The organism is Bradyrhizobium sp. (genome assembly GCF_030654605.1).
Taxonomy (GTDB): Bacteria; Pseudomonadota; Alphaproteobacteria; order Rhizobiales; family Xanthobacteraceae; genus Bradyrhizobium.
Genome location: NZ_JAURXB010000016.1, coordinates 13,890 through 37,281 on the forward strand (window position 1 = coordinate 13,890; position 23,392 = coordinate 37,281).

Genomic DNA, 23,392 nt, shown 5'->3' on the forward strand with positions numbered 1-23,392 from the left:
ATGGGCCTTCTCAGCGGAGATTTGCCTTTTCGTTGTAGAGCTTGAAGTCGACCAGCGTGCCGAGCATCTGCAGATACGCGACCAGCGCATCCATCTCGGTCGGCAAGCCGGCCTTGCCGTCGAAGTTGCGCGCCACCGCCTTCGGATAGCGTTTCGTAAAGGCTTCCACTCCGGGATTGTCGGGATCGGCCTGCGCCTTCAGATCGGCAACCGCGTTGGCGATCTGGTCGTCCGAATAGGGTACGCCGACGGTGCGGTTGGTCCGCAGATGCCCCTCCATGCCGGCGATATCGACCTCGGTCTCGGCCAGGAACGGATACCCGGGCATCACCGACTGCGGAACGATGGCGCGCGGATTGGCCAGATGCGTGACATGCCATTCGTCGGAATACTTGGCGCCAACCCGCGCCAGATCCGGCCCGGTCCGCTTCGATCCCCACTGGAACGGATGGTCGTACATGCTTTCGGCCGCCAGCGAGAAGTGCCCGTAGCGCTCGACCTCGTCGCGCAACGGCCGGATCATCTGCGAGTGGCAGAGATAGCAGCCCTCGCGGACATAGATGTTGCGGCCGGTCAGTTCCAGCGGCGTATATGGCCTGACGCCGTCGACCTTCTCGATCGTGCTCTTCAGGTAGAACAGCGGGGTGATCTCGACCAGACCGCCGATGGCGATGACCGCCAGGATGCCCACGATCAGGATGATCGAGTTCTTTTCGAAAATTTGATGCCGCGTCCAGAAAGACATTTTATCGTTCCTCATTCCGCCGGCTGAAGGGCGGCCGGCGCCTGCACTTCCGCCTCGCCGGCGCGCACCGTCATCCAGAGATTGTAGGCCATGATCAGCGAGCCGATCAGGAACAATCCTCCTCCGGCGGCGCGGATGATGTAGAAGGGGTGCATCGCCTCGACGGTTTCAATGAACGAATATTCGAGGAAGCCGAGCGAGGTGTAAGCGCGCCACATCAGGCCCTGCAGGATCCCGGACACCCACATCGCGGAGATGTAGAGGACGATACCGATGGTCGCGATCCAGAAATGCCAGTTGACCAGCTTGAGGCTGTAAAGTCCCTTGCGGTCCCACAACCAGGGAACCAGGCAATAGAGCGCGCCGAACGAGACGAACCCGACCCAGCCCAGCGCTCCGGCATGGACGTGACCGATGGTCCAGTCGGTGTAGTGGCTGAGCGAATTCACCACCTTGATCGACATCAGCGGACCTTCGAAGGTCGACATGCCGTAGAAGGCGACGGACACCACGAGCATGCGCAGCACCGGATCGGTGCGAAGCTTGTCCCAGGCGCCCGACAACGTCATCAGGCCGTTGATCATGCCACCCCATGACGGCATCCACAGCATGATCGAGAAGGTCATGCCCAGCGTCTGCGCCCAGTCCGGCAATGCCGTATAGTGCAGGTGATGCGGGCCGGCCCAGATATAGAGGAAGATCAGCGCCCAGAAATGGATGATCGACAGCCGGTAGGAATAGATCGGCCGCTCGGCGCGCTTCGGGATGAAGTAGTACATGATGGCGAGGAAGCCGGCAGTCAGGTAGAAGCCGACCGCGTTGTGTCCGTACCACCACTGGAACATGGCATCCTGCACGCCGCCCCAGGCGATGTAGGACTTGGAGCCGAACACCGACACCGGCAAAGCGGGGTTATTGCCGAGATGCAGGACGGCAATGGTGACGATGAAAGCCAGATAGAACCAGTTGGCGACGAAGATGTGCGGTTCCTTGCGCTTCACCAGCGTCATCAGGAACACCAGCAGGTACACCACCCACACGATGGTCAGCCAGTGGTCGGCATACCATTCCGGTTCGGCGTATTCCTTCGACTGGGTGACGCCGAGCAGATAGCCGGTGCCCGCGATCAGGATGAAGAAATTATAGCCGAGCACGACAAACCACGGCGCAAGATCGCCGGCGAGACGGGCCCGACAGGACTTCTGCACCACATAGAACGAGGTCGCAATCAGCACGTTGCCACCGAACGCGAAGATCACGGCCGACGTATGCAGCGGGCGCAACCGGCCGAAGCTTGTCCACGGCAGGTCGAAATTGAGCGCCGGCCACGCCAGTTGGGAGGCGATTATCAGACCGACGGCAAATCCGGCAATGCCCCAGATTACCGACGCCACGGCGGCGAACTTGATCGGGCCCATATTGTAGTTGGGCCGGCCGTTGATCTCCTGCGGCGGCAGCAACGCCGGCCTGTCGTAGTACCGGTTCAAAATGGCAAAAACCGCCGCCAGACTGGCAGCGGCGCTGAGGGAGGCATGGAATGCGAAGGCCGCATCGAGCGCTTTCGCCGCACCTATCATGCACAGAAAGGCGGCAGCCGCGAACACCAGCGTCAAGCCGCTTTCACCTGTCGTCATAGTCTTCGCGTTTGGGGGCTGGCTCATGTGGAATCTCTCGTGAGGATACGGGAACCAAAAATCACAATCCTGCCGGAACCGATTTGATCGAGATCAATTTTAGTGGTTGTGGGCTGATTTCGACCACGATTACGCGGCAGCAGTCGCCAGCCATCAGCGCAGCACCGGCGATGGCCTTCTTCGCCACGTTACAGCGCCTCCACGGTCCAGGCGATCATTTCCTTCGCCATTCGACCGAACGCATCGCTGAAGGCGGCCACGGCTGCCGGCGGCTCGAGTTGGTCGAACTTCTGACTTCCTTCAAACAGGCGCGAGGCGATGACTTTTCCGCCCTTGTCGACGATCCGCACCGACACCCCGATTTCCGCCGCGGGCCCTGCGTCAACCGCAATCCGGAAGCGCCTGACGTCGATCAGGAGCTGGTGGTCGGCCTGTCCGATATCCGTCGCGTGCAACGGAGCGTGCGCGATATCGTAATTTTCAAAGCTCTCGATCAATCGGGCCTGCAGCAGCTTCGGGATGCTGTCGGCCCAGAGAAAGTCCGCAAATCCCGGATAGTCCTTTGCCGGCGAGAACAGCATGCGCTGCGTCGCCAGCATTGCAACCGCCGTGGGCTCCGGGATCGCCAATGGGCCCGTGAGGGTCTTGCCTGCCGGCCCGAGATTCTGCGGCGCCCGCAAGTCGTAGGTGATCTTCTGCGCGGGCGTGCCGCCACCGGTGAGCTTTTCCAGACCGACGATGATGCTGTCGAGTTTACCGGTATTGCGCGCGAGCCCGTCCGTGAAGGTTTCCAGATTGGCGATGGTCTTCTTGAGCGGCTCGGAATTTTCAGTCAGGACCGAATCGACCTTGCGCAATGCGTCGCGGGCGGCCTGGGTCATGCTCTGGCCCGCGCCGGATTCGGCAATAAGGGTCGGCACCGCACCGGTATTCGCCAGCAGCGCACCGCCTTCCAGCGCAATGACGGGAACGCCGGTCAGGCCCTGGAATTCCAGACCGACCCTGGTGTCGGAACGCACCGGCGTCGTCGCGGCCACCGAGATCGTTGCATTGACGCGGCGCGGATTATCCGGCGCAAGGCCAAGCTCCGTCACTTCGCCGACGCGGATGCCATTGAACAGCACGCCGGCGCCGACCAGCAGACCCGGCACCGAGCCATCGAACTGGACGTGATAGGTCGTGCGCGGACCGAGCCCGCCGGAATTGTGGAGCCAGTAGACGAAGCCGAATACGGCGATGATAGCCGCCAGCACGAAGGCGCCGACAACGGCGAAGGGAGCGCGGGTTTCCATCGCTTAACTCGCTTTGGGTTGCAGCATCTGGGAGCGTTTGCCGTGAAAATAGGCACGTACCCAGGGATGCTCGGATTGAAGCAGCTCGCGCATCGGTCCGATGGCGACGATCTTGCCGTCCGCCAGCGCTGCCACGCGATCGCAGACGGTATTGAGGCTGGCGAGATCATGGGTGACCATGAACACGGTCAGCCCAAGGGTTTTCTGCAATGTCTTGATCAGGGCGTCGAAATCGCCCGCCGCGATCGGGTCGAGACCGGACGTCGGCTCGTCGAGAAACACGATCGCGGGATCCAGCGCAAGCGCCCGGGCCAGCGCCACGCGTTTGGTCATTCCGCCGGACAATTCAGCAGGAAACTTGTCGCCATCCTCCGGCGTCAGCCCGACCATTTCGAGCTTGGCGGTGGCGATCTCGTCCATCAGCGCCTGCGACAGCACCAGATTTTCGCGTAGCGGAAACTGGATGTTCTGCCGCACCGTGAGCGAGGAGAACAGCGCGCCCTGCTGAAACAGGATTCCCCATCTTCCGGCGGCAGCCTGGGTGGTCCGGTCGTTGGCGCCGCCGATCATCGAGCCCATCACCTCGATCTCTCCACTTCGCCGCGGAATGAGGCCAATGATTGTTCGCATCAGTACCGACTTGCCGCCACCGGAAGCGCCGACCAGGCCGAGAATCTCGCCTCTGCGGACATCCAGCGACAAATGATCGATCACGACCTTTCGTCCGAATCCGACCACGAGGTCGTGAACCCGAATCGCGAACTGCGGCGCAACTTCCTGCATCGCTACATTCCGATCGATGCAAAGAAGATCGCAAACAGCCCGTCGAGCACGATCACCAGAAAGATCGACTTCACCACCGAGGTCGTGGTCTGCTTTCCAAGCGACTCCGCGCTGCCCTTCACCCGCAGGCCTTCGCTGCAGGCGACGATGCCGATCACCAGCGCCATGAACGGCGCCTTGAGAATGCCGACCTCGAAGTGCGTGACGGATACGGCCTCATGCAACCGCGCAATGTAAATCGGCGGCCCCATGCCGCCATAAAACTGTGCCACCAGGCCGCCGCCATAAAGCGCCGCCATCGCCCCGATGAAACTGAGGATCGGCAGCGCCAGGACCAGTGCGACGATGCGCGGCAGGATCAGCACTTCGACCGGATCGAGGCCCATGGTCGACAGGGCATCGATCTCCTCGCGCATTTTCATCGAACCAAGCTCGGCGGTGTAAGCGCTGCCGGAGCGGCCGGCGACCATGATGGCGACGATCAGCACGCCGAGCTCACGCAGCACCAGAATGCCGACCATGTCCACGACATAGGACTCTGCACCGAACTTGCGAAAATGGAAGAAGCCCTGCTGCGCAATGATGGCGCCGATCAGGAAGGTGATCAGCACGACAATCGGGATCGCCTGCCAGCCGACCCGGTAGAGCTGATAGACCAGCGATGTCAGCCGCAGCGATCGAGGACGGCGCAGCACCCCGACGAGAGCCATGAAGAGCGAGCCCAGCATCTGCAGGAACACGTTCACGTCTTCCATCGCACTGACGGCAGAACGGCCGATATCCCTCAGCTTGGCCACCGCGGGATTCAGCGCCGGCGGCGGCACCGGATTGCGGCGATTGACCTGACGAACCTCCTCGATCAATCCGGTGTAATTGTCGCCAACGCCCACCAGCTCAACCGGACGGCCGGCCGACGAGGCCCGCCGTGACATCTTCTCCAGCAGCCAGGCCCCGAGCGTGTCGAGTTCGCGCAGGCCGGCCAGGTCCAGCTTGATTGCATTCGACCGATCGAGCTGCGGCGCAACACCCTCGGACATCGCCTCCAGCTTCGTCACATTGGCTGCGGTCCAGGATCCGGCAGGGCGCAATTCGAGCACATCGCCCGATGGCGTGGCGGTCAATTCGGGTGCAGTCGCCAAGGTCCATGTCCTTTGAAAATACGTAGCATTTCTAGGCGGACACACTGCCAATCAAATTGACCTGCCTCAAGACCGAATTTCCTGCGGTGCGGTGCTTGACGCAAATCAACAGCGCCGCTCCTGCCCGGAATAAGATCCAGCTCGACCATGTCGGCGAGAATCCGGTTGGATTGTGTCAGCGAGGACGAGATCGATGTTCGATTCAAGTGCACTCAGGGAAGAGCTGCATACACTTAAAGCCGACGTGTCCCGGCTGTTCGATACGACAGGCGAAGGAATTCGGGACACCTCCAGGGCTCACGCCGAGGCGATTGCCGATCAGATCAAGGCCGCGCTGAACGAACTTGGCGAGACCCTGAGCGAGCAGGAGGACGAGGTCGCGCATTTCGTTTCGGATCGGCCGATCACATCGCTCGCCTCGGCATTCGCCGTTGGCGTCGTTGTCGGCTTCATGCTGAGGAGGCACTAAGGTGAACATCGAGAGCATCCTGACCAACCTGCGCGTGCTTTGGCGCACGGACCGGATCATTGCCGATATCCGGATGCGCCATCTGCTCGTCGGCCTCGCGCTCAGGGCTCTCGCTGCCTTGATTGCGGGCTTCGGCTTGCTGATGCTGGAGCTGGCGGCCTATTTCGCGCTGGTCCAGGTCTGGAGCGCCATATCCGCCGCGGCCGCTCTCGGCGCCGTCAACCTTGCGATCGCCGCAGTGTTGTTCGTTCTTGCTTCGAGGTCGCCGGCGGGCCGCGAACTGGAACTCGCCACTGAAATTCATGATACCTCGGTCGAGGCGTTGCAGGTCGAGGCCCGAGCACTGCAATCGCAGCTGAGCGGCATGATCCATCACCCGTTGAACGGGGTGTTGCCTTCGCTGATCGTGCCGCTGATCACCGTCATCATCAGGAGTCTGAAGACGCGGGCGGCGCCGTCGGCCGCCACGACGGCGGCCCCGCAGAAATGATCGCCGGCGGTCGCAAGGTCTCAAATCCATCAACAGGGAGTTTTTCCGATATGCAAGACGCTCATCCAAAACCCATCCTGAATGCATCGCTTCCGGCGCAGTTTCGGCAGATCCGCCTCGAGCTCGCTCGCGAACCCGGTCATCCCGAGGGCGACGCGGCGGTGGCTTATGTCCTCATCGCGCCAGTTGACGCCGAGGGCCGCATCGATCCGGCCCTCTGGCGGGAACACCGCGAAGCATGCCGGGTAGCGCGGCTACGGCCGGACAGCGACCCTCGGCCGGGCCAGCTGCTCCATCGTCAAGGCGGCGGCTGGGCATTCCACTACCCTGCTGCAGCCAATATGCCGGACGAGACGGGCTTTCACTTCGCCGATGAATGCTTCGTGGCCGGTGAATACGTCTCGATCAACGAGGCCGGCAAGATGCATACCTATCGCATCGTCTCCGTGTCGCACCTCTAGCATACCACACGGCCATCGCGACCGCGTCCCCGACCGAGCCCGAAATTGTTCGGGTCAATCCCGACACCGGGGGCGCGCCCAGCGCCCCCAAGCGGTCTCAATGGCAGAATTCCCGGCCAGTTTTCAGTTCTGCGGCCGACTGCCGAACAGCTTCGTGGCCGTTTCGATCATCTGCTCGCCATGCCTGAGGATCCGGTCGGTGTCCCGGCGCATATAATCGAGCTGATGGCGACTGCATTCCGCCCACATCGTCTTGAAGTCACCGACGCTGTGGGCGCTGGCGATCTTTGAAGACAATTCCGCAAACAGGTGCATCTCGGTCCGCGCATGGTCGAACATCTCATTGCCGGCGAACACCATTTCCTGAAGCAACGCCGTCTGCACGCCCATCATCAAACGAAACGCATCCTCGCTGGCGTGGGAAATTCGTGCAGCAGCGTCAGCCGATGGCTGGCCGATCCCGGTATCGCGTGCGGCGACTTCTGTCATGGCTTGCTCCTTGTTATCTCACATCGGAAAATCTAGATCACGCACCGGGACGACGGCTTGCGTTGCATCAATGTGGCAAACCAGCCGCCATTTAATGTTGATCAGATTTCTCGTTTCTCTATATCGTGTGTTTCCCGGCGAACTGCAGCTTCGGAGGCCGTCATGCGCGCCCATCAGATCATGACCCGACCCGTTATCACCGTCACGCCGGAGACCACGATCGTCGAGGCCGCCACCACCATGCTGCAGCGACACATCAGCGGGTTACCCGTGGTAGACGCGGCCGGGAAGCTCGTCGGCATCGTCTCGGAAGGCGATTTCATCCGCCGCAGCGAACTCGGCACGCAACGCAAACGCGGCCGTTTCCTGACTTTCATTCTCGGTCCGGGCCAGACTGCGACCGATTTCGTTCACGAGCACGGCCGCAAGGTGGCCGAGGTCATGACGCCAAAGCCGTTCACCATCACGGAGGATGCAAGGCTGGAGGAAATCGTCGCGTTGATGGAGAGGAATCACGTCAAGCGCCTGCCGGTGGTGCGCGGGGACAGTGTGGTCGGCATCGTATCGCGCGCCAACCTGTTGCGGGCGGTGGCGAGTCTTGCCCGCGAGATCGCGGATCCCACTGCCGACGATGATCACATCCGCAACCGCATCATCGATGCGCTCCACAAGAACGAGTGGTGCCCGCAGGGCCTCAACATCGTCGTCCGCGACGGTATCGTCGATCTCGGCGGCATCATTACCGACGAAAGGTCCCGGCAGGCCTCGATCGTCGCCGCGGAAAACGTCGCCGGCGTGAACAAGGTCCACGACCATCTGTGCTGGGTCGACCCGATGTCCGGGCTCTATTTCATCGCTCCGGAAGACGACGATCTGGCCAAGGCGGGGTGAGCCCGCTCCCCGATGCTCCACGACCGCGACTGCCCTGAGGGCCCTAGTACCTGGAATCATAAGTCCGTGTTGCTGCCATACTTCGAGACGCGGCGAAGACGCCGCTCCTCAGGATGAGGTTTACCTTGTTGAAACGCCACAACCTCATGCTGAGGAGCGAGCGACGCGAGCGTCTCGAAGCATGGGCAGCAAGCGACTCACCCATCTCGGATAGTCGATACTAGCCGCCGGCACAGGTCTCCAGCGCCCTGAGGATATCCCCGCGGGCGATCATGCCCTCCAGCCGGTGGCCGCTGTCGATCACGGGAACGCTGCGGAAGCGATGCTCGACCATCAGCTGCAGCACCCGCGTCAGTTTGGTGTCGGAGCGAACGTAGATGAACTCCGAAGTCATGATGTCGGCGACGGTACGCTTCATCAGGTCGTCATAGCGCGGGACCATCTGGTTGGGCGTAAAGGCAAAACACTTCAGGAAGTCGAACTTGGTGACGAGGCCGACCATCTGTCCGTCCTCCTCGACCGGATAGGCGTTGAAATCGTCACGCTCGAACATCTGGCCCAGTTCGCGCATCGTGAGCCCGCGCGTCACCGCCCTGACGGTACGTGTCATGTGGCCGGCGACGGTTTGCTCGAGAAATTGATACAAGGCGCGATTCCAATCGGTTCCGGTGGTTGTGGCAACGCTCTTTAATGCGACAGCAACACGCAACGCGCGGTCTGGGTAATGAGATGCTGGGTCATTCCGCCGAGAATCAGTTCGCGGAACCGCGAATGGCCATAGGCGCCCGCGACAATGACGCCGGCGCCGACGTCGGCGGCAATGCGGTCGAGTTGGGCCGCGGCGTCGCGGCCGCCGCTTTTCTCGGGTGCCAGCTCGCGGGCGACGATGCCGTGGCGCGACAGCCAGGCCACGACATCGCGAACGCGCGAAAGCGCCGCCGGATGGCTGTCACCCGTTTCAACGATTTCCGCGACGGTAACGTCCCCGGCCTTGCGCAGCAGCGGCAAGGAATCGACGATCGCCCGCCTCGCCTCGGGAGTGTCCTTCCATGCCACCAGCATACTGCTTAGGTCGAGCCAGGTGGCGGTGTCGGGGACAACGAGCAGCGGCCGTCCGGCCTGCATCACCAGATCTTTCGGATTGGCCCCCACAAAGGGATCCGAAAACGCATCGCTATGCCCGCCGCTGACGATGATGTCGGCGCAACGCGCCTGCTGCAGCAGGTACCGGGCCGGAAAGTCGATGGCGCTGCGCCATTCGATTGATTTGGCTCGCTTTCTTGCCGCCCCGAGGAATTGGGCCTCGAGTTCCGCCATGCGGCTTTTCAGCGCCGCCTGGCCCTGATCGATCAGATTCTGGGCCTGCTCTCCCGAGGTAAAGTAAAGCGGCGGGCTGAATTGCGACGCCGCGATCCCGACGACGCCTGCGTCAAAACGTTCCGCGATCTGGCAGGCGGCTTCGAGACGAGCCTCGTTCGGCTGGTCCAGCGCCAGATTGACCATGACGGTCGCGTAACCCATTCAATCTCTCCGCTGCCACGAAATGCCGTCATTTCTAGACCATGGACCGAAGCGCGAAATGAGATAGATCAAAGTCCGGCAATGGCGGGCCGACCTGGGGCTCGCGGGATTTGGCAAGACACCGGGAAAAATATACGGTGGGTTGCGCCAGCGGCGGGAAGCCGGATCGATGGAAGGCGAAGACTTAAACGTGCCCGGTAAAACCCAATCGCCAGCGGATGATCCGGCCCGCAATGAGCATTTCCGGCTCAAAATCGAAGGATTCGGCGTCGGAACCTGGGATCTGAACCTCGCGACCCGGGAGCTGGAGTGGTCCGAGACGACGCGAAACCTGTTCGGAATCCCGCGGGACGAGCCTGTCAGCTACGATCTGTTTCTTTCGCTGCTCGAACCGCGCGATCGTGAGCTCACCGAACGCGAGATCGCGCGGGTCACCGAGTTCGGCGGCAATTTCGACGTTTCCTTCAGGGTCGGCGCGGCGTCGGGAGCCGGTCAATGGATCCGCGAACGCGGCGGCGTGGTCGAGGACGAGGCCGGCGTCGCGCGCCATGTCAGCGGCATTGCTTTCGATATCAACGCGGAAAAGCAACTCGAGGAGACGCTGAGAACCCGGGAAAACCACCTCCGCTCCATCCTCGACACGGTGCCGGATGCCATGATCGTCATCGACGGACATGGCATCATGCAATTCTTCTCTACCGCCGCCGAGCGGCAGTTCGGCTATTCCGAACAGGACGCCATTGGTCAGAACGTCAGCCTGCTGATGCCCGAACCGGATCGGACCCGCCACGACGGCTATCTCGCACGCTACCAATCCACTGGCGAGCGGCACATCATCGGCATCGGCCGGATCGTGACCGGCAAGCGCCGGGATGGAACCACCTTTCCGATGCACCTGTCGATCGGCGAAATGCGGTCCGGCGGCGAGCCCTACTTCACCGGTTTCGTGCGCGACCTCACCGAGCACCAGCAGACCCAGGCGCGGCTGCAGGAACTGCAGTCCGAGCTGGTCCACGTTTCCAGGCTGAGCGCGATGGGAGAGATGGCGTCGGCGCTGGCGCATGAGCTCAATCAGCCGCTCGCCGCCATCAGCAATTACATGAAGGGCTCGCGCCGGCTGCTGGCCGGCAGCGCCGATCCCAAAACGCAGAAAATTGAAAGCGCGATGGACCGCGCCGCCGAGCAGGCGCTGCGTGCCGGCCAGATCATCCGGCGTCTGCGCGACTTCGTCTCGCGCGGCGAATCCGAAAAGCGCGTCGAAAGTCTCTCCAAGCTGATTGAAGAGGCCGGTGCGCTCGGCCTCGCCGGCGCCCGCGAGCAGGACGTCCAGCTTCGTTTCAATCTCAACCCGGCGTTCGACCTGGTGCTGGCCGACCGGGTCCAGATTCAGCAGGTGCTGGTGAACCTGTTTCGCAATGCGCTGGAGGCGATGGCGCAATCGCAGCGGCGGGAGCTGATCGTCAGGAATACCGGGGTGGCGGACGACATGGTCGAAATCGAGGTGTCCGATACCGGCTCGGGATTCCGCGAGGACGTCAAGCCCAATCTGTTCCAGACCTTCTTCACGACCAAGGAAACCGGCATGGGAGTGGGACTCTCCATCAGCCGCTCGATTATCGAGGCCCATGGCGGCCGGATGTGGGCCGAAAGCAACGCAGCTGACGGCGCGACGTTTCGTTTCACGCTGCCCGCAGCAGCCAATGAGAGCTGAGTGATGTCGAACAAGGGAAGGGTCTATGTCATCGACGACGACGAGGCGATGCGGGATTCGCTGAACTTCCTGCTGGAATCCGCCAACTTCAACGTCACGTTGTTCGAAACCGCCCAGCATTTTCTCGATGTGCTGCCCGGTCTCGAATTTGGCTGCGTCGTCTCCGACGTGCGCATGCCGGGCATTGACGGAATCGAGCTTCTGAAGCGCTTGAAAGCCGGCCACAGCGCGTTTCCGATTCTGATCATGACCGGCCATGGCGATGTCCCGCTCGCCGTCGAGGCGATGAAGCTCGGCGCGGTCGATTTTCTCGAAAAGCCGTTCGAGGACGACCGGCTGATCGGCATGATCGAGGCGGCGATCCGGCAGGCGGAGCCGGCCGCCAGGAGCGAGGTGGTCACCCACGAGATCGCGGCGCGGGTGGCAACGCTCAGCCCGCGGGAGCGCCAGGTCATGGACGGCCTGATCGCCGGGCTATCCAACAAGCTGATTGCCCGCGACTACGACATCAGCCCCCGCACCATCGAGGTTTACCGGGCCAACGTCATGACCAAGATGCAGGCCAACAGCCTGTCGGAACTGGTGCGGCTGGCGATGCGGGCCGGCCTGCTGAAGGATTGAGCCAAATCAAGGCGCGAAGCCGGCACCGGGTGTTACCTGAACGTCATGCATCATTCATGTCTAAATTCAGCAGGCGGGAATTTCATGATGTCGTTACCCGCAAAACCTACGATCTACGTCGTCGATGACGACGCCGACGTGCTCGGCTCGCTGCGGTTTCTGCTTGAATCGGACGGCTTCAACGTCCGGACCTTCAGGAACGGCTCGGCGCTGCTGAATGCCGTCCGTTCGACCGGCGTGGACTGCTTCGTGATCGACTACAAGATGCCCGACATGAACGGCATCGATCTGGCGAGGCGCCTGCGCAACCGCGACATGGTCGCGCCGATCATCCTGATTACCGGTTACCCCGACGAGAACATCGCGGCGAGGGCCGCGGCTGCGGGCGTGCACGATGTTCTGCTGAAACCGCTGCTGGATGAGAGCCTTGTGACGCGTATTCGCGGGGCGATTCAGGACGGCCAGGCCGCCGCCGGCACCGGACATTGACCTACGGTATTATACGTAGGTAAACCTACTTAAGATATCGCACGAAATTTCCGGCTTCGAAGTTCCCGCGTAGCAATGGCCATCCGCCGCAAGGAGATGACCATGCTCACCCAGACCCTCACCTCTTCCCCTGTCGCCAGCCGCGTCGGCCCGGTTCCGCACTCGGTCCTCGACCAGTTCGGCGCGGTCACCGGCTACGCCGGCCTGATCGCCACCGAGTTCAGCTACCGGAAGGATGAGGAGATCTACGGCGAGGACGAGCCCGCGGAATACGTCTACCAGGTGATCTCGGGCGCCGTCCGCAGCTACAAGCTGCTGTCCGATGGGCGCCGCCAGATCGGCGCATTCCATCTGCCGGGCGACGTCTTCGGGCTGGAATCGGGCAACGTGCACCGGTTGGCGGCCGAAGCCATCATCGATACCACTGTGCGTCTGGTCAAACGCCGCAGCCTCGAACAGGCCGCTGGCGTGGACGTCAAGGTCGCGCGCAATCTCTGGGCCATGACGGCCGGCGACCTCAGGCACGCCGAAGATCACATGCTGCTGCTCGGCCGCAAGACCGCAATGGAGAAGGTCGCCACCTTCCTGCTGGAAATGGATCGCCGCCTGGACGTCGCCGGCATGATGGCGCTGCCGATGTGCCGTCGCGACATCGGCGATTATCTCGGCCTGACGCTGGAAACGGTCTCGCGCGCGCTTTCGCAGCTGCAGGCCCAGGGCGTGCTGGGATTTTCCGGCGCCCGCCAGATCGTGCTTCGCAACCGCCAGCGCCTGCGCAACATGGATGCGTGAACTTCACTCGACCAACGCGCGCATCACTGCCCGATGCATGGCGCTGGATTGCATCAAGCTGGTGAGCAGCGCGAAGTAGGCCCGATCCCTATCGTCGTCATTGCGAGGAGCGAAGCGACGAAGCAATCCATCTATCCGTGCGAGGAAAGAATGGATTGCTTCGCTTCGCTCGCAATGACGGCTTTGGATTCTTGCCTCTAACTCACCGCCACCCGCTTCGGCTCGACGATCTCGAACATCCGCGGAAATTCGTCCATCAGCGCCATCAACTCGCCGAGCCGCATCGGATTGCCGGTGAACTTGATCGCACCGCTGCCGACGGCGTCCTGAAACGTCGTCAGCTTCGCGATCACTTCGTCGAGGGTGCCACGCGGCAGCGTGAAGCCGGCGTCCGCCGTCGCCGCCTGCGCGCCCGCGACATAGGTCAGCGCGCAGTTCTCCAGCGTCAGAACAAACGTCTCGCCGGTATCGGTGAAACTCCAGTTCAGCACGATGTGCTTGCCTTCGGCCTTGGGGCCGTTGAGCCTGACACCGAGCACGTCCCACAATTGCTCGGTGCGCAGGGCCGCCAGCGTCTCGCGCGGCATCGCTGCGCGCGCCGGCACCTTCGGCATGCCCTGCCGCAGCTCCTGCGCGCCGAACAGATAGGCGTTGCGCCAGGTCGCACTTTCGGCGGCGTAGCCGAGCTGTTCGAGGGTATCGGCCAGCAGTGCGCGGGCGGCCTGATTGTCGGGATCGGCGAACACCAGATGGCTCAATGCCTGCGCGATGAAGCGAAATTCGCCTTTGGCAAAGTCCTTCGCAGCCCGCGCGAGGATCGCGTCGGCCCCGCCCATATACTCGACGTACTTTTTGCCGGCCTCGACCGGGGGCAGCGGATCGAGATTGACGGGATTGGCGTCATACCAGCCGAGATATTTCTGGTAGATCGCCTTCACATTATGCCGGATGTGGCCGTAATAGCCGCGCGCATGCCACGCGCCGTCGAGACTGGCGGGCAGCTTTATCGTTTCGGCGATTTCGGTCGCGGTGAGCCCATGGTTCATCAGGCGGATGGTCTGGTCGTGGGCGAATTTGTAGAGGTCGCGCTGCTGGCGGATCATGGTGTCGATGCGCTGATGTCCCCACACCGGCCAGTGGTGCTGGCCGCACATCGCATCGGCCTTGCCGCCCCACATCTGCAGCGCCTCGCCGAGATACTTTGACCACGCCAGCGCGTCGCGCACGTCGGCGCCGCGAAACGGCAGCAGATTGTGGAAATTATGCGTGCAGTTCTCCGCCAGGTTCAGAAGCTTGTAGCGCGGAATGAAGAAATGCATCTCCGCCGGCGCTTCGGAGTTCGGCGCCATCTGGAATTCGAATTCGACTCCGTCGATGCTCCTGATGTCGCCGGTCGCCATGATCAGGTCGGTCGGCCGCAACAGCGCCACCGAACCCGTCGCCATCGACTTGCCGAGGCCGCAATCGACCTGCCCGCGCGCGCCCTTTGTCAGCAGCGGCCCGAACTGGTACTGCGCGCGCCGCAGCATCGCGGGGCCGGCGATGATGTTCTCCGAAACCGCATGCTCCATGAAAAGGTTGGGCGCGATGATCGGAACGCTGCCGTCAGCCAGTGCGCCGTCGTCGATCACGCCGCGCGCGCCGCCCCAATGGTCGGTGTGGGTATGGGTGAAGATCACGGCCACGACCGGCCGCTGGCCGCGATGCTGAAAATACAGCGCCATCGCCGCGCGCGCCCCCTCGATCGAGGTCAGCGTATCCACCACGATGACGCCGCTGTCGCCCTCGATCAGCGTCATGTTGGCGATGTCGAGCCCGCGCACCTGATAGACGCCGGGCACGACTTCGAACAGGCCGTGGTTCATGTTGAGGCGCGATTGCCGCCACAGGCTCGGATCCACCGTGGCGGGCGATTCCGCTACGGACAGGAAGCCATAGGGTTCGAGGCTCCAGACCACCCTGCCCTGCGCGTTGGCGATCCGCGCATTCTCCACGGTGCCGAGAAAGCCGCGCGCCGCCTCGTCGAAATCGCGCGTGTCGGAAAACGGCAGCGCCTTCAGCGTCGCCGCATGCTGCGCGACCACGGGCGCCGAGGCGTCCTTCGGGGTTTCCCTGGGTGCTTCAGCGTTGCCTGTTTGGGTCATCTTGTTCTTGCTCCCTCGCGTATAACGATCTTCTGATCTCGTCATGGCCGGGCTTGACCCGGCCATCCACGTCTTTATTGCCGCAACACCATCAAGGCGTGGATGCCCGGCACAAGGCCGGGCATGACGAACTGAAATCAAGCCGGCCGCGCCGCCAGATACGGCGAGTCCGCGATCGACCATGACGGCATCGCTTCCATCTTGAATATCTGCCGCAAATGCACCTCGTCCGGCCCGTCGCCGATCCGCAGCAGGCGTCCCCAGGCCAGCGCCTGGTGGATCGGGGTATCCTCGGATCCGCCCATCGCGCCGAATACCTGCATGGCGCGGTCGGCGATCCGTTGCAGCATGGCGGGAACGGCGACCTTGATCAGCGAGACATCACGCCAGGCGCCGTGGTGGCCGGCCTGGTCCAGCCGCCACGCGCAACGCCAGGCCAAGAGGCGCGCCTGCTCCAGCTCGACGCGGGATTCGGCGATCCAGCGCTGCACCGTGTCGTATTGGATGATGGCGCGACCGAAGGCGGAACGTTCCGTCGACCGCACCATCATCAGCTCGATCAGCAATTCGCACAGCCCGATCGAGCGCATACAATGATGGATTCGCGCCGGGCCGAGGCGGATCTGGGCGACCTTAAAGCCTTCGCCTTCCGCGCCGAGCAGGTTTGCGGCGGGCACCCGGACATTCTCGAAAGTGAGTTCGCCGATCGGGGCGGTGTGATCCTCACAGCCCATCCAGCGCAGCGAACGCACCAGCCGGACGCCGGGCGCCTCCATCGGCACGATGATGCAGGAATGGCGGCGCGTGCGGTCGGCCTCCGCATCGGTCACGCCCATCACGATCAAAAAACTGCAGCGCGGATGCGCAGCTCCCGTGATGAACCATTTGCGTCCGTTGACGATGTAGTCGTCGCCGTCGCGGACCATGCGGGTGGCGATATTGGTGGCATCGGACGAAGCGACGTCGGGCTCGGTCATGCCGAAGGCCGAGCGGGTTTTTGCTTCGAGCAGCGGCCGCAGCCAGCGCGCCTTCTGTTCCGGCGTGGCGCAATTCTGCAGCGCAATCATGTTGGGTACGTCGGGCGCCTGGCAGTTGAAGACTTCGGAGGCCCAGAACAGCCGTCCCATGATCTCGGCCAGCGGCGCATATTCGAGATTGGACAGCCGCGTCCCCGGCTCATCGGCGGCGAGTTCGGGCAGGCCGAGATTCCACAGGCCCGCCTGCCGCGCCTTCTGCTGCAGTTCGGCCATGAAGGGCGGCGTCTCGCGGCTGACGGCAACGTGCTCGAGCCAGGCGCGATGGCGCGGCAGCACTTCCCTGTCAAAGAAGGATTGCAGCTTCGTTCGCCACGCTTCGGAACGTTCGGATAAATCGAATTCCATACCGCCTCCCAAGGATACGCCATCTAACCGTATACCGACACGAATGGCAAATTCATTTCGATATATTGACAATCTTCTACATTATGACCAATATTTCGCATGGCTTCGACATCTCCCCTGACCCGTTCCGTCCCCCCACGGCCGAAAGCCGTGGCGGACCACAGCGATCCGTCCTTCGCGACCACTCTGGCGCATGGGCTCGATGTGCTGTCGGCGTTCCGCACCGGCACCGGCGCGCTGTCGAACGCCGATCTCGCCGCCTCGACAGGCCTGTCGCGGCCGACCGTGTCGCGGCTGACGCACACGCTGGCGCAGCTCGGCTATCTCAAGCGCGACGCTAGGGGGCGCTTCGAACTCGGGCTCGGCATCCTGGCGGCGGCCTATCCCGTGCTGTCGCCACTGAAGGTCCGGCAACTGGCGCGGCCCTTGATGCGCGACTTCGCGGCCTACACCGGCGGCACGGTATCGATCGCGATGCCGTTCGGCCTCGATTTCATCTATGTCGAGACGCTACGCACCACCGATGCCGTGCCGCATATGCCCGACGTCGGCTTTACCGGCACGATGGCGACCACCGCGGTCGGCCGCGCGCTGCTGTCGCTGTTCACCGACGACGAACGCAACAGCTACGTGAGAACCGTGAAAGCGGAGCGTCCGGAGGAGTTGAAATATGTGCAGACGCGGACGCTGCCCGACAGCGAGCTTTGCAGGGAGCGCGGCTTCGCAGTCTCGCTCGGCGAATGGCGGCGCGAGATTTTTGGCGTCGCAGCACCGCTCTACCGCACGCCGACCGGCGACTGCCTGTCGGTGAATTGCGGCATTCCCTCGTTTCGCTTCAGCGCCGAGCAGATCGAGCGCGAATGCGGGCCGCGCATCCTCGGCCTCGCGCGCAGCATCAAGTCACTCGTCGCCAACGAATAGGCTGCATCACCGCAGTCCAACGCACCAAAACCGAAGACATCGCTCGAACGATGTTTCATACATGGGAGGGAAAAATGAGGGGCATCCGGACCTTTGGCTTCGCTGCGGGGATCGTCGCAACCATGTTGGCCGGCGCCGCATGGGCGCAGGCGACCGACAATTATCCGAACCGCCCCCTTCGTATCGTCGTGCCCTACCCCGCCGGCGGCATCGTCGACCTGGTCGCCCGCGCCGTGACCGAGCAGGTTGGCCGCGACTGGAAAACGCCCGTCGTCGTCGAGGCAAGGCCCGGCGGCAACGCCAACATCGGCACCGCCGCGGTCGCGCGCAGCGATCCCGACGGCTACACCTGGCTGGTCACCGGACCGGCGGTGCTGGTCAATCCCGGCCTCTACAAGGATGCCGGCTGGGACGCGATGAAGGATTTTACATGCGTGGGGCTCGCGGTCTGGAACCAGAGCGTGGCGGTGGTCAATCCCACCCTGCCGGTCAAGACCATCGGCGAATTCGTCGAACTGGCGCGCAGCAAGCCCGGCGAGCTCAATTTCGGCAATCCCGGCACCGGCTCCTCGATCGACCTGAGCGCCAAAAAACTGTTTCAGGTCGCCAACATTCAAGTCACCAATGTCGGCTACAGGGGCCAGCCGCCCGCGCTGATCGATTTGATGACCAATATCATGAATTTCGAGATCGTGTCGCTCGAGCTCGCGCTGCCGCACATCAAGGCGGGCACCATCAAACCGCTCGCGGTATTGACCGACAAGCGTGTCGCGGATCTGCCTGACGTGCCGACCATCGCCGAGGCCGGATTTGCCGAGGCCGCCTATGTGCCCTGGTACGGCATCTACGTGCCGTCAGCCACGCCCCCGGCGCTGGCCAAGAAAATCAATGAAGCCATCAACAAGGCGTTGCAGAATCCCGACGTCCAGCGCCAGCTGTCGGTCGCCAACATCCCGGGCAAGCCGATGCCGCTGAACGACCTCGCCGCGCTGATGAAGGCGGATCATGAGAAGCTGACGAAAGTGGTGAAGACGTCGGGGATGCCGCTGCAGTGAAGGTTCCGTCATTCCGGGGCGATGCGTAGCATCGAGCCGGGAATCATGGATGCCGGCAAGGTGCCGAGGTGAGGCTATTGGCCGGCGCTTCAGGCGGCGAGTTCGCTATCCGCTGCCTGATACGATCCACCCATCCCCTGCAAAGGGTTGTCAGCGAAAACATAGCCGCCGCGATTCTGCTTGGCCCGGTAAAGCGCATCATCGGACCGCACCAGCAACGCCTCTACCGACTGGCCGTCGTCCGGTGACATCGCCACGCCGACGCTGACGCCGATCACGATGTCATGTCCGCCGATGTGATAGGGCGCGGAAACCGCGTCGCAGATCTGCTGGGCCCTGACTTCCACGTTGCGGCGATCGGAAGGTTGCTTCTGCGCCAGAATGAATTCATCGCCGCCCATGCGAACGATCAAGTCACCGGGCCGTGCGATCGACCTCAAGCGTTCGGTGACCTGCTTGAGCAAGGCGTCGCCGACGGGATGGCCGAAACGATCGTTGGCGGCCTTGAAATGGTCGAGGTCGATAGCGTGAACCGCCACGCCTGTTCCCTGTCGTGCGACCATGTCAGCGAGGTCGGTATTCAGCACCGATCGATTGAAGACGCCCGTCATCGGGTCGAGACGCGCGAGCTGTTCGAACTGCTGCTTGAGCGTGATATGGCTGACGGTGGATTTGTGGGTCAGGCGGACCATTTCCATGCTGGCGACCAGATAGATCGCAAACAGCAGTCCAAGCCCGAAGTGACGGGCATCGGGCTGCATGAACGTCACCGCGATCACCGGCAGGCCTATTGCCAGCAAGGCGAGGATTGCGACACGAGGACAAAGCGAAAGCCGTGCGACCACGCCGGCGCCAAAGCCGAAGCCGATGCCGATCGCCATGACCGTGCAAAGGGCGTCGTCCAGGATCATGCTGCGGGCGGCGAACAGGCCGAGGATCAGGGCCGAGATGAAGCTGCCGGTCGTATAGCGCCGTTCCCAGATGGCCGCTTCGGTGCGGTCGAGCGGCGAAGACCCGGCGGCACGGCGCCGGTAGGCCTGGACGCCAAGGACGCGCACCACCGCGACGACCACGCCGGCGACTGTGAGGATCGCGGTCGTGAGGTCGCCGGTCTGCCACGCGGTAATGCCGCCGACGATCGCCTGCGACAACCCCACAAACACGATCGGAACCAGCGTGCCATAGAGCGTCGCCATGACCTCGAAACGGACGGCATCGGAAACGCCGTCGTCCTTTGGAAAAAGTCTGTTTGCTGAAAACATGTTGCCCCCGAATCCTCTTGGGGACACTAGGGTAAACCCGTAAAAGCCCGGCCCTGCGGATCCCTCGATTTTATCGATCGCAATCAGGTCCGCGTTAACTACGCTCCCTCGCCGGAATACTACACGTAATTCCACGCCCTCGCCGCCGCTGCGCGCAAGCCTGGTCGATAGCGGGGCCGGCGGGAAGTGGGGCCGGTCGAAGGAGCCGTATTCGTCGCACCCGTGGGAGTCCGCACGTGACTTATCGGCACGTGACTTATCAGGTGACTTGCCCGTTCCTTACCCTCTAGGATGCGCGTCCGGAGGGCTGCCGTGAACAATGCGATTTATCCAGGTCTCAAGGACAAGGTGGTTTTCATTTCCGGCGGCGCCAGCGGCATCGGCGAATCCATCGTGCGGCACTTTGCCGAGCAAGGCTGCAAGGTCGGCTTCGTCGACATTGCCGACGACGCCGCCCGGACGCTGATCGCCGACATCGGGCCAACAGCCCGGCTGCATTACGAGCATTGCGACGTCACCGATATCGCGGCGCTGAAGCAGGCCATTGATGCGGTGCGCAAAGCGCTCGGCCCGATCACCATCCTGGTGAACAACGCGGCCCACGATCAACGGCACACGATCGACGAAGTCACGCCTGAATTCTGGGACAATCGGCTTGCCGTCAACCTCAAGCACCAGTTCTTTGCGGCGCAGGCGGTCTATCCCGACATGAAAGCCGCCGGCGGCGGCGCGATCATCAATTATTCGTCGAGCGCATGGATGACCGCAACGGCCAATCTTGCGATCTATTCAACCGCGAAAGCGGGCGTGCTGGGCCTGACGAAATCGCTGGCGCGCGACCTTGGCGTCCACAATATCCGCGTCAACGCCGTGATCCCGGGCTGGATCATGACCCAGCGCCAGCTCGACCTCTGGCTGACGCCGGAGGCTGAAAAAGGCCTGATGGAGCGGCAATGCCTGAAGCACAAGCTCTATCCGGCCGATTGCGCGCGGATGACCTTGTTTCTGGCCTCGGACGACGCGTCGGGCCTGACAAGTCAAAGTTTTGTCGTGGATGGCGGCAGGCTCTAGAATTGGGCCCGAAGGGGGTCCTGCTCAGTCTGCGGCCTTATGCTCGCCGTCACCGATCACGCCGAATTCCGTGACCGGCACGATCCAGTAAACCAGTCTGGTTCCCGCGAACGCCGTCCTGATCCGGACGAGCAATTGCGAAGCATCCTGCCTTTCCAGAATGATCCGCACCAGCACCTCGTCGGCATGACCCTTCACCTGTTCGGCCGTCGACTGCAACCGGACCGAAGGCCCATGACCGGCAGCGTCGGATGCGGTGAATCCGGATACCAGATCGCGCTGCTCGCCGAGATAGTCGAACAGCTCTTCGCGAAGGCTGCGAGCCGCGATCAACATCAGGCATACCGGTTCGCTCGTCATTTGACCGCCTTCGCAACCCCGCCGAACCGGCGATAGAGGATCGGCAGAAGGACCAGGGTCAACAGCGTCGACGACAGCAACCCGCCGATCACCACGATGGCCAGCGGCTTCTGGATTTCAGATCCGGGACCAGACGCGAACAGCAACGGGACAAGTCCGAGCGCGGTAATGCTTGCGGTCATCAGCACCGGCCGCAGCCGGCGCCTGGCGCCCTCCACGACAATGCGATCCTCCGGGAGACCGTGGGCGCGCAACTGGTTGAAGTACGAGACCAGCACGACACCGTTCAGGACCGCGATACCGAGCAGCGCGATGAATCCGACCGACGCCGGAACCGACAGGTACTCGCCGGTCAGGACCAGCGCGAACACGCCGCCGATCAAGGCGAAGGGGATATTCACCAGCACCATCAGCGCCTGGCGGATCGAACCGAAGGTGGTGAAAAGCAGCACGAAGATGAGCCCAATGGCGACGGGAACGACGACCGACAGGCGCGCGGCGGCGCGCTGCTGGTTCTCGAACTGGCCACCCCAAGTGAGCCGATACCCCTGCGGCAGCGCCAGTTCGGTGCCCACCTTCTGTTGTGCAGCCTCGACGAAACCAACCATGTCGCGTCCGCGAACATTGGTCCGCACCACGCTCATCCGGGCGCCGTCTTCACGGTCTATCTTGACGGGGCCGTCGACGCGATGAATGCGGGCGACCTGGGAGAGCGCCACGTGCTGCCCCGACGCGAGCGTCAGGGGCAGATTTGGCAGCAAGGTGGGCGCCTCGCGGGTCTGCTCGCTGCCACGAAGCAGGATCGGGGTGCGGCGTCCCGCTTCCAGCGCGGTGCCGATGGTCCGGCCCTCGATCTGGGTGCGTAGCGAGGCGGCAATCGTATCCACCGCCAGACCGAGACGACCCGCCTCCAGCCGATTCACCGCGACCGTGTAGTATTGCGCGCCTTCGTTCAGCGTCGTGTACACATCCTCGGCTCCATCGATGCTGGACAGGATCGCAGACAGCCTGTTTGCTATCTCGTTCAGCTTGCCTATGTCGGGACCGAAGATCTTCACGGCGACGTCGCCGCGCACGCCGCTGATCATCTCCTGGACGCGCATGTCGATCGGTTGCGTGAAACCGAGCGAAAGTCCGGGAAAGTCATTGAGCACGTTGCGCAGCTGCTGAATCAGGGCGGCTTTGTCGGCCGTCTTCCGCTCCTCCGGCGGCTTCAGCACCAGAAACGTGTCGGTCTGATTGAGTCCCATCGGGTCGAGGCCGAGTTCGTCCGATCCGGTTCGAGCGACGATTCCCGCGATGTCGGGAACGCCCGCAAGAATGGCAGCCTGCAGCCTGGTATTGATGGCATTTGCCTGGTCGAGATTGACCGACGGAATCGCCTCGACGCTGACGATGACGTCGCCTTCGTCCATGGTCGGCATGAACGTCTTGCCGAGCTGGGTGTAGGCAAAGCCCGCCGCAACCAGGGCCGCCACGGCGGCGACCATCACCTTGCGTTCATTGGCCAGCGCCCAGTCGAGCGCAGGCGCATAGCCTCGCGAGGCAAGGCGGATCAGCCAGGGCTCCCGGTGCGGTGCCGCCTTGAGCAGGAACGAGGTCGCTACCGGAATGACCGTGAGCGCCAGCAACAGCGAGGCGGCCAGCGCAAAGATGATGGCGAGCGCCAC

Annotated in this window: 25 protein-coding genes; 11 read left to right on the forward strand and 14 right to left on the reverse strand. The window is 62.8% G+C overall.

Features of this window, described 5'->3' with window-relative positions:
• Positions 1-10 precede the first annotated feature (10 nt).
• Genes ccoO through Q7U29_RS01485 form a run of 6 tightly spaced genes read right to left on the reverse strand, consistent with a single transcriptional unit; the run spans position 11 to position 5,593 of the window.
• Positions 11-745, reverse strand: coding sequence for a cytochrome-c oxidase, cbb3-type subunit II (ccoO, locus tag Q7U29_RS01460; protein WP_304737601.1), 735 nt, complete (start codon positions 743-745; stop codon positions 11-13).
• Positions 746-756: 11 nt separating this feature from the next.
• Positions 757-2,406 carry a cytochrome-c oxidase, cbb3-type subunit I gene (gene ccoN / locus Q7U29_RS01465; RefSeq protein WP_304737603.1) on the reverse strand — a complete coding sequence of 550 codons (1,650 nt, stop codon included), beginning with the start codon at positions 2,404-2,406 and terminating at the stop codon, positions 757-759.
• A 34-nt stretch (positions 2,407-2,440) separates the two neighbouring features.
• Positions 2,441-2,566: a hypothetical protein gene (locus Q7U29_RS01470; protein ID WP_304737605.1), complete on the reverse strand. Its 126-nt coding sequence runs from the start codon at positions 2,564-2,566 to the stop codon at positions 2,441-2,443.
• A 1-nt stretch (position 2,567) separates the two neighbouring features.
• Positions 2,568-3,671, reverse strand: a complete 1,104-nt coding sequence (locus Q7U29_RS01475) for an MlaD family protein (protein ID WP_304737607.1) — start codon at positions 3,669-3,671, stop codon at positions 2,568-2,570.
• Between the two features lie 3 nt (positions 3,672-3,674).
• Positions 3,675-4,454 carry an ABC transporter ATP-binding protein gene (locus tag Q7U29_RS01480; RefSeq protein ID WP_304737609.1) on the reverse strand — a complete coding sequence of 260 codons (780 nt, stop codon included), beginning with the start codon at positions 4,452-4,454 and terminating at the stop codon, positions 3,675-3,677.
• A 2-nt stretch (positions 4,455-4,456) separates the two neighbouring features.
• A complete protein-coding gene (locus tag Q7U29_RS01485; RefSeq protein WP_304737610.1) occupies positions 4,457-5,593 on the reverse strand; it encodes an MlaE family lipid ABC transporter permease subunit in 1,137 nt (378 codons plus the stop codon).
• Positions 5,594-5,786: 193 nt separating this feature from the next.
• Between Q7U29_RS01485 and Q7U29_RS01490 the strand changes: the two genes are divergently transcribed.
• Genes Q7U29_RS01490 through Q7U29_RS01500 form a run of 3 tightly spaced genes read left to right on the forward strand, consistent with a single transcriptional unit; the run spans position 5,787 to position 7,013 of the window.
• Positions 5,787-6,062 carry a YqjD family protein gene (locus Q7U29_RS01490; RefSeq protein WP_304737612.1) on the forward strand — a complete coding sequence of 92 codons (276 nt, stop codon included), beginning with the start codon at positions 5,787-5,789 and terminating at the stop codon, positions 6,060-6,062.
• Position 6,063: 1 nt separating this feature from the next.
• Positions 6,064-6,552 (forward strand): phage holin family protein, encoded by a 489-nt coding sequence (locus Q7U29_RS01495; RefSeq protein ID WP_304737614.1) that lies wholly within the window; start codon positions 6,064-6,066, stop codon positions 6,550-6,552.
• Positions 6,553-6,602: 50 nt separating this feature from the next.
• Positions 6,603-7,013 carry a hypothetical protein gene (locus Q7U29_RS01500; protein ID WP_304737615.1) on the forward strand — a complete coding sequence of 137 codons (411 nt, stop codon included), beginning with the start codon at positions 6,603-6,605 and terminating at the stop codon, positions 7,011-7,013.
• A 123-nt stretch (positions 7,014-7,136) separates the two neighbouring features.
• Here Q7U29_RS01500 and Q7U29_RS01505 read toward each other — a convergent pair whose 3' ends face one another.
• Positions 7,137-7,502, reverse strand: a complete 366-nt coding sequence (locus tag Q7U29_RS01505; protein ID WP_304737617.1) for a hypothetical protein — start codon at positions 7,500-7,502, stop codon at positions 7,137-7,139.
• Positions 7,503-7,664: 162 nt separating this feature from the next.
• On the opposite strand from Q7U29_RS01505, the gene Q7U29_RS01510 reads away from it, so the two are divergent.
• Positions 7,665-8,393: a CBS domain-containing protein gene (locus tag Q7U29_RS01510; RefSeq protein WP_304737619.1), complete on the forward strand. Its 729-nt coding sequence runs from the start codon at positions 7,665-7,667 to the stop codon at positions 8,391-8,393.
• 220 nt (positions 8,394-8,613) lie between these two features.
• On the opposite strand, the gene Q7U29_RS01515 is transcribed toward Q7U29_RS01510, so the two are convergent.
• The gene (locus tag Q7U29_RS01515) at positions 8,614-9,039 is read right to left on the reverse strand and encodes an HPP family protein (protein ID WP_304737621.1); all 426 of its coding nucleotides are present in this window, start codon (positions 9,037-9,039) and stop codon (positions 8,614-8,616) included.
• Between the two features lie 41 nt (positions 9,040-9,080).
• On the reverse strand, positions 9,081-9,914 hold the full coding sequence (locus Q7U29_RS01520; protein ID WP_304737622.1) for a universal stress protein: 834 nt from the start codon (positions 9,912-9,914) through the stop codon (positions 9,081-9,083).
• 190 nt (positions 9,915-10,104) lie between these two features.
• On the opposite strand from Q7U29_RS01520, the gene fixL reads away from it, so the two are divergent.
• From fixL to Q7U29_RS01540, 4 genes are all read left to right on the forward strand, one after another.
• Positions 10,105-11,625 carry a sensor protein FixL gene (gene fixL / locus Q7U29_RS01525; protein ID WP_304737624.1) on the forward strand — a complete coding sequence of 507 codons (1,521 nt, stop codon included), beginning with the start codon at positions 10,105-10,107 and terminating at the stop codon, positions 11,623-11,625.
• Between the two features lie 3 nt (positions 11,626-11,628).
• A complete protein-coding gene (gene fixJ, locus Q7U29_RS01530; protein ID WP_304737626.1) occupies positions 11,629-12,246 on the forward strand; it encodes a response regulator FixJ in 618 nt (205 codons plus the stop codon).
• Positions 12,247-12,333: 87 nt separating this feature from the next.
• The gene (locus tag Q7U29_RS01535) at positions 12,334-12,735 is read left to right on the forward strand and encodes a response regulator transcription factor (RefSeq protein ID WP_304737628.1); all 402 of its coding nucleotides are present in this window, start codon (positions 12,334-12,336) and stop codon (positions 12,733-12,735) included.
• Positions 12,736-12,837: 102 nt separating this feature from the next.
• Positions 12,838-13,527: a helix-turn-helix domain-containing protein gene (locus Q7U29_RS01540; protein ID WP_304737629.1), complete on the forward strand. Its 690-nt coding sequence runs from the start codon at positions 12,838-12,840 to the stop codon at positions 13,525-13,527.
• Positions 13,528-13,724: 197 nt separating this feature from the next.
• Here Q7U29_RS01540 and Q7U29_RS01545 read toward each other — a convergent pair whose 3' ends face one another.
• Both Q7U29_RS01545 and Q7U29_RS01550 read right to left on the reverse strand, forming a co-directional pair.
• Positions 13,725-15,671 (reverse strand): alkyl/aryl-sulfatase, encoded by a 1,947-nt coding sequence (locus Q7U29_RS01545; RefSeq protein WP_304737630.1) that lies wholly within the window; start codon positions 15,669-15,671, stop codon positions 13,725-13,727.
• A 137-nt stretch (positions 15,672-15,808) separates the two neighbouring features.
• Positions 15,809-17,053: an acyl-CoA dehydrogenase family protein gene (locus Q7U29_RS01550; protein ID WP_304737632.1), complete on the reverse strand. Its 1,245-nt coding sequence runs from the start codon at positions 17,051-17,053 to the stop codon at positions 15,809-15,811.
• 150 nt (positions 17,054-17,203) lie between these two features.
• Here Q7U29_RS01550 and Q7U29_RS01555 point away from each other — a divergent pair, with 150 nt between their 5' ends.
• Entirely contained in the window at positions 17,204-17,974 is a 771-nt protein-coding gene (locus Q7U29_RS01555; protein WP_304737634.1) for an IclR family transcriptional regulator, read from the forward strand.
• Positions 17,975-18,048: 74 nt separating this feature from the next.
• A complete protein-coding gene (locus Q7U29_RS01560) occupies positions 18,049-19,029 on the forward strand; it encodes a tripartite tricarboxylate transporter substrate binding protein (protein ID WP_304737636.1) in 981 nt (326 codons plus the stop codon).
• Positions 19,030-19,118: 89 nt separating this feature from the next.
• Here Q7U29_RS01560 and Q7U29_RS01565 read toward each other — a convergent pair whose 3' ends face one another.
• Entirely contained in the window at positions 19,119-20,291 is a 1,173-nt protein-coding gene (locus Q7U29_RS01565; RefSeq protein WP_304737638.1) for a GGDEF domain-containing protein, read from the reverse strand.
• Between the two features lie 312 nt (positions 20,292-20,603).
• On the opposite strand from Q7U29_RS01565, the gene Q7U29_RS01570 reads away from it, so the two are divergent.
• Positions 20,604-21,362 (forward strand): SDR family NAD(P)-dependent oxidoreductase, encoded by a 759-nt coding sequence (locus tag Q7U29_RS01570; protein WP_370691675.1) that lies wholly within the window; start codon positions 20,604-20,606, stop codon positions 21,360-21,362.
• 24 nt (positions 21,363-21,386) lie between these two features.
• On the opposite strand, the gene Q7U29_RS01575 is transcribed toward Q7U29_RS01570, so the two are convergent.
• On the reverse strand, positions 21,387-21,722 hold the full coding sequence (locus Q7U29_RS01575) for a DUF3240 family protein (protein ID WP_304737641.1): 336 nt from the start codon (positions 21,720-21,722) through the stop codon (positions 21,387-21,389).
• On the reverse strand, positions 21,719-23,392 hold a 1,674-nt coding region (locus tag Q7U29_RS01580), incomplete at its 5' end, for an efflux RND transporter permease subunit (RefSeq protein WP_304737643.1). The genes Q7U29_RS01580 and Q7U29_RS01575, both read right to left, overlap by 4 nt.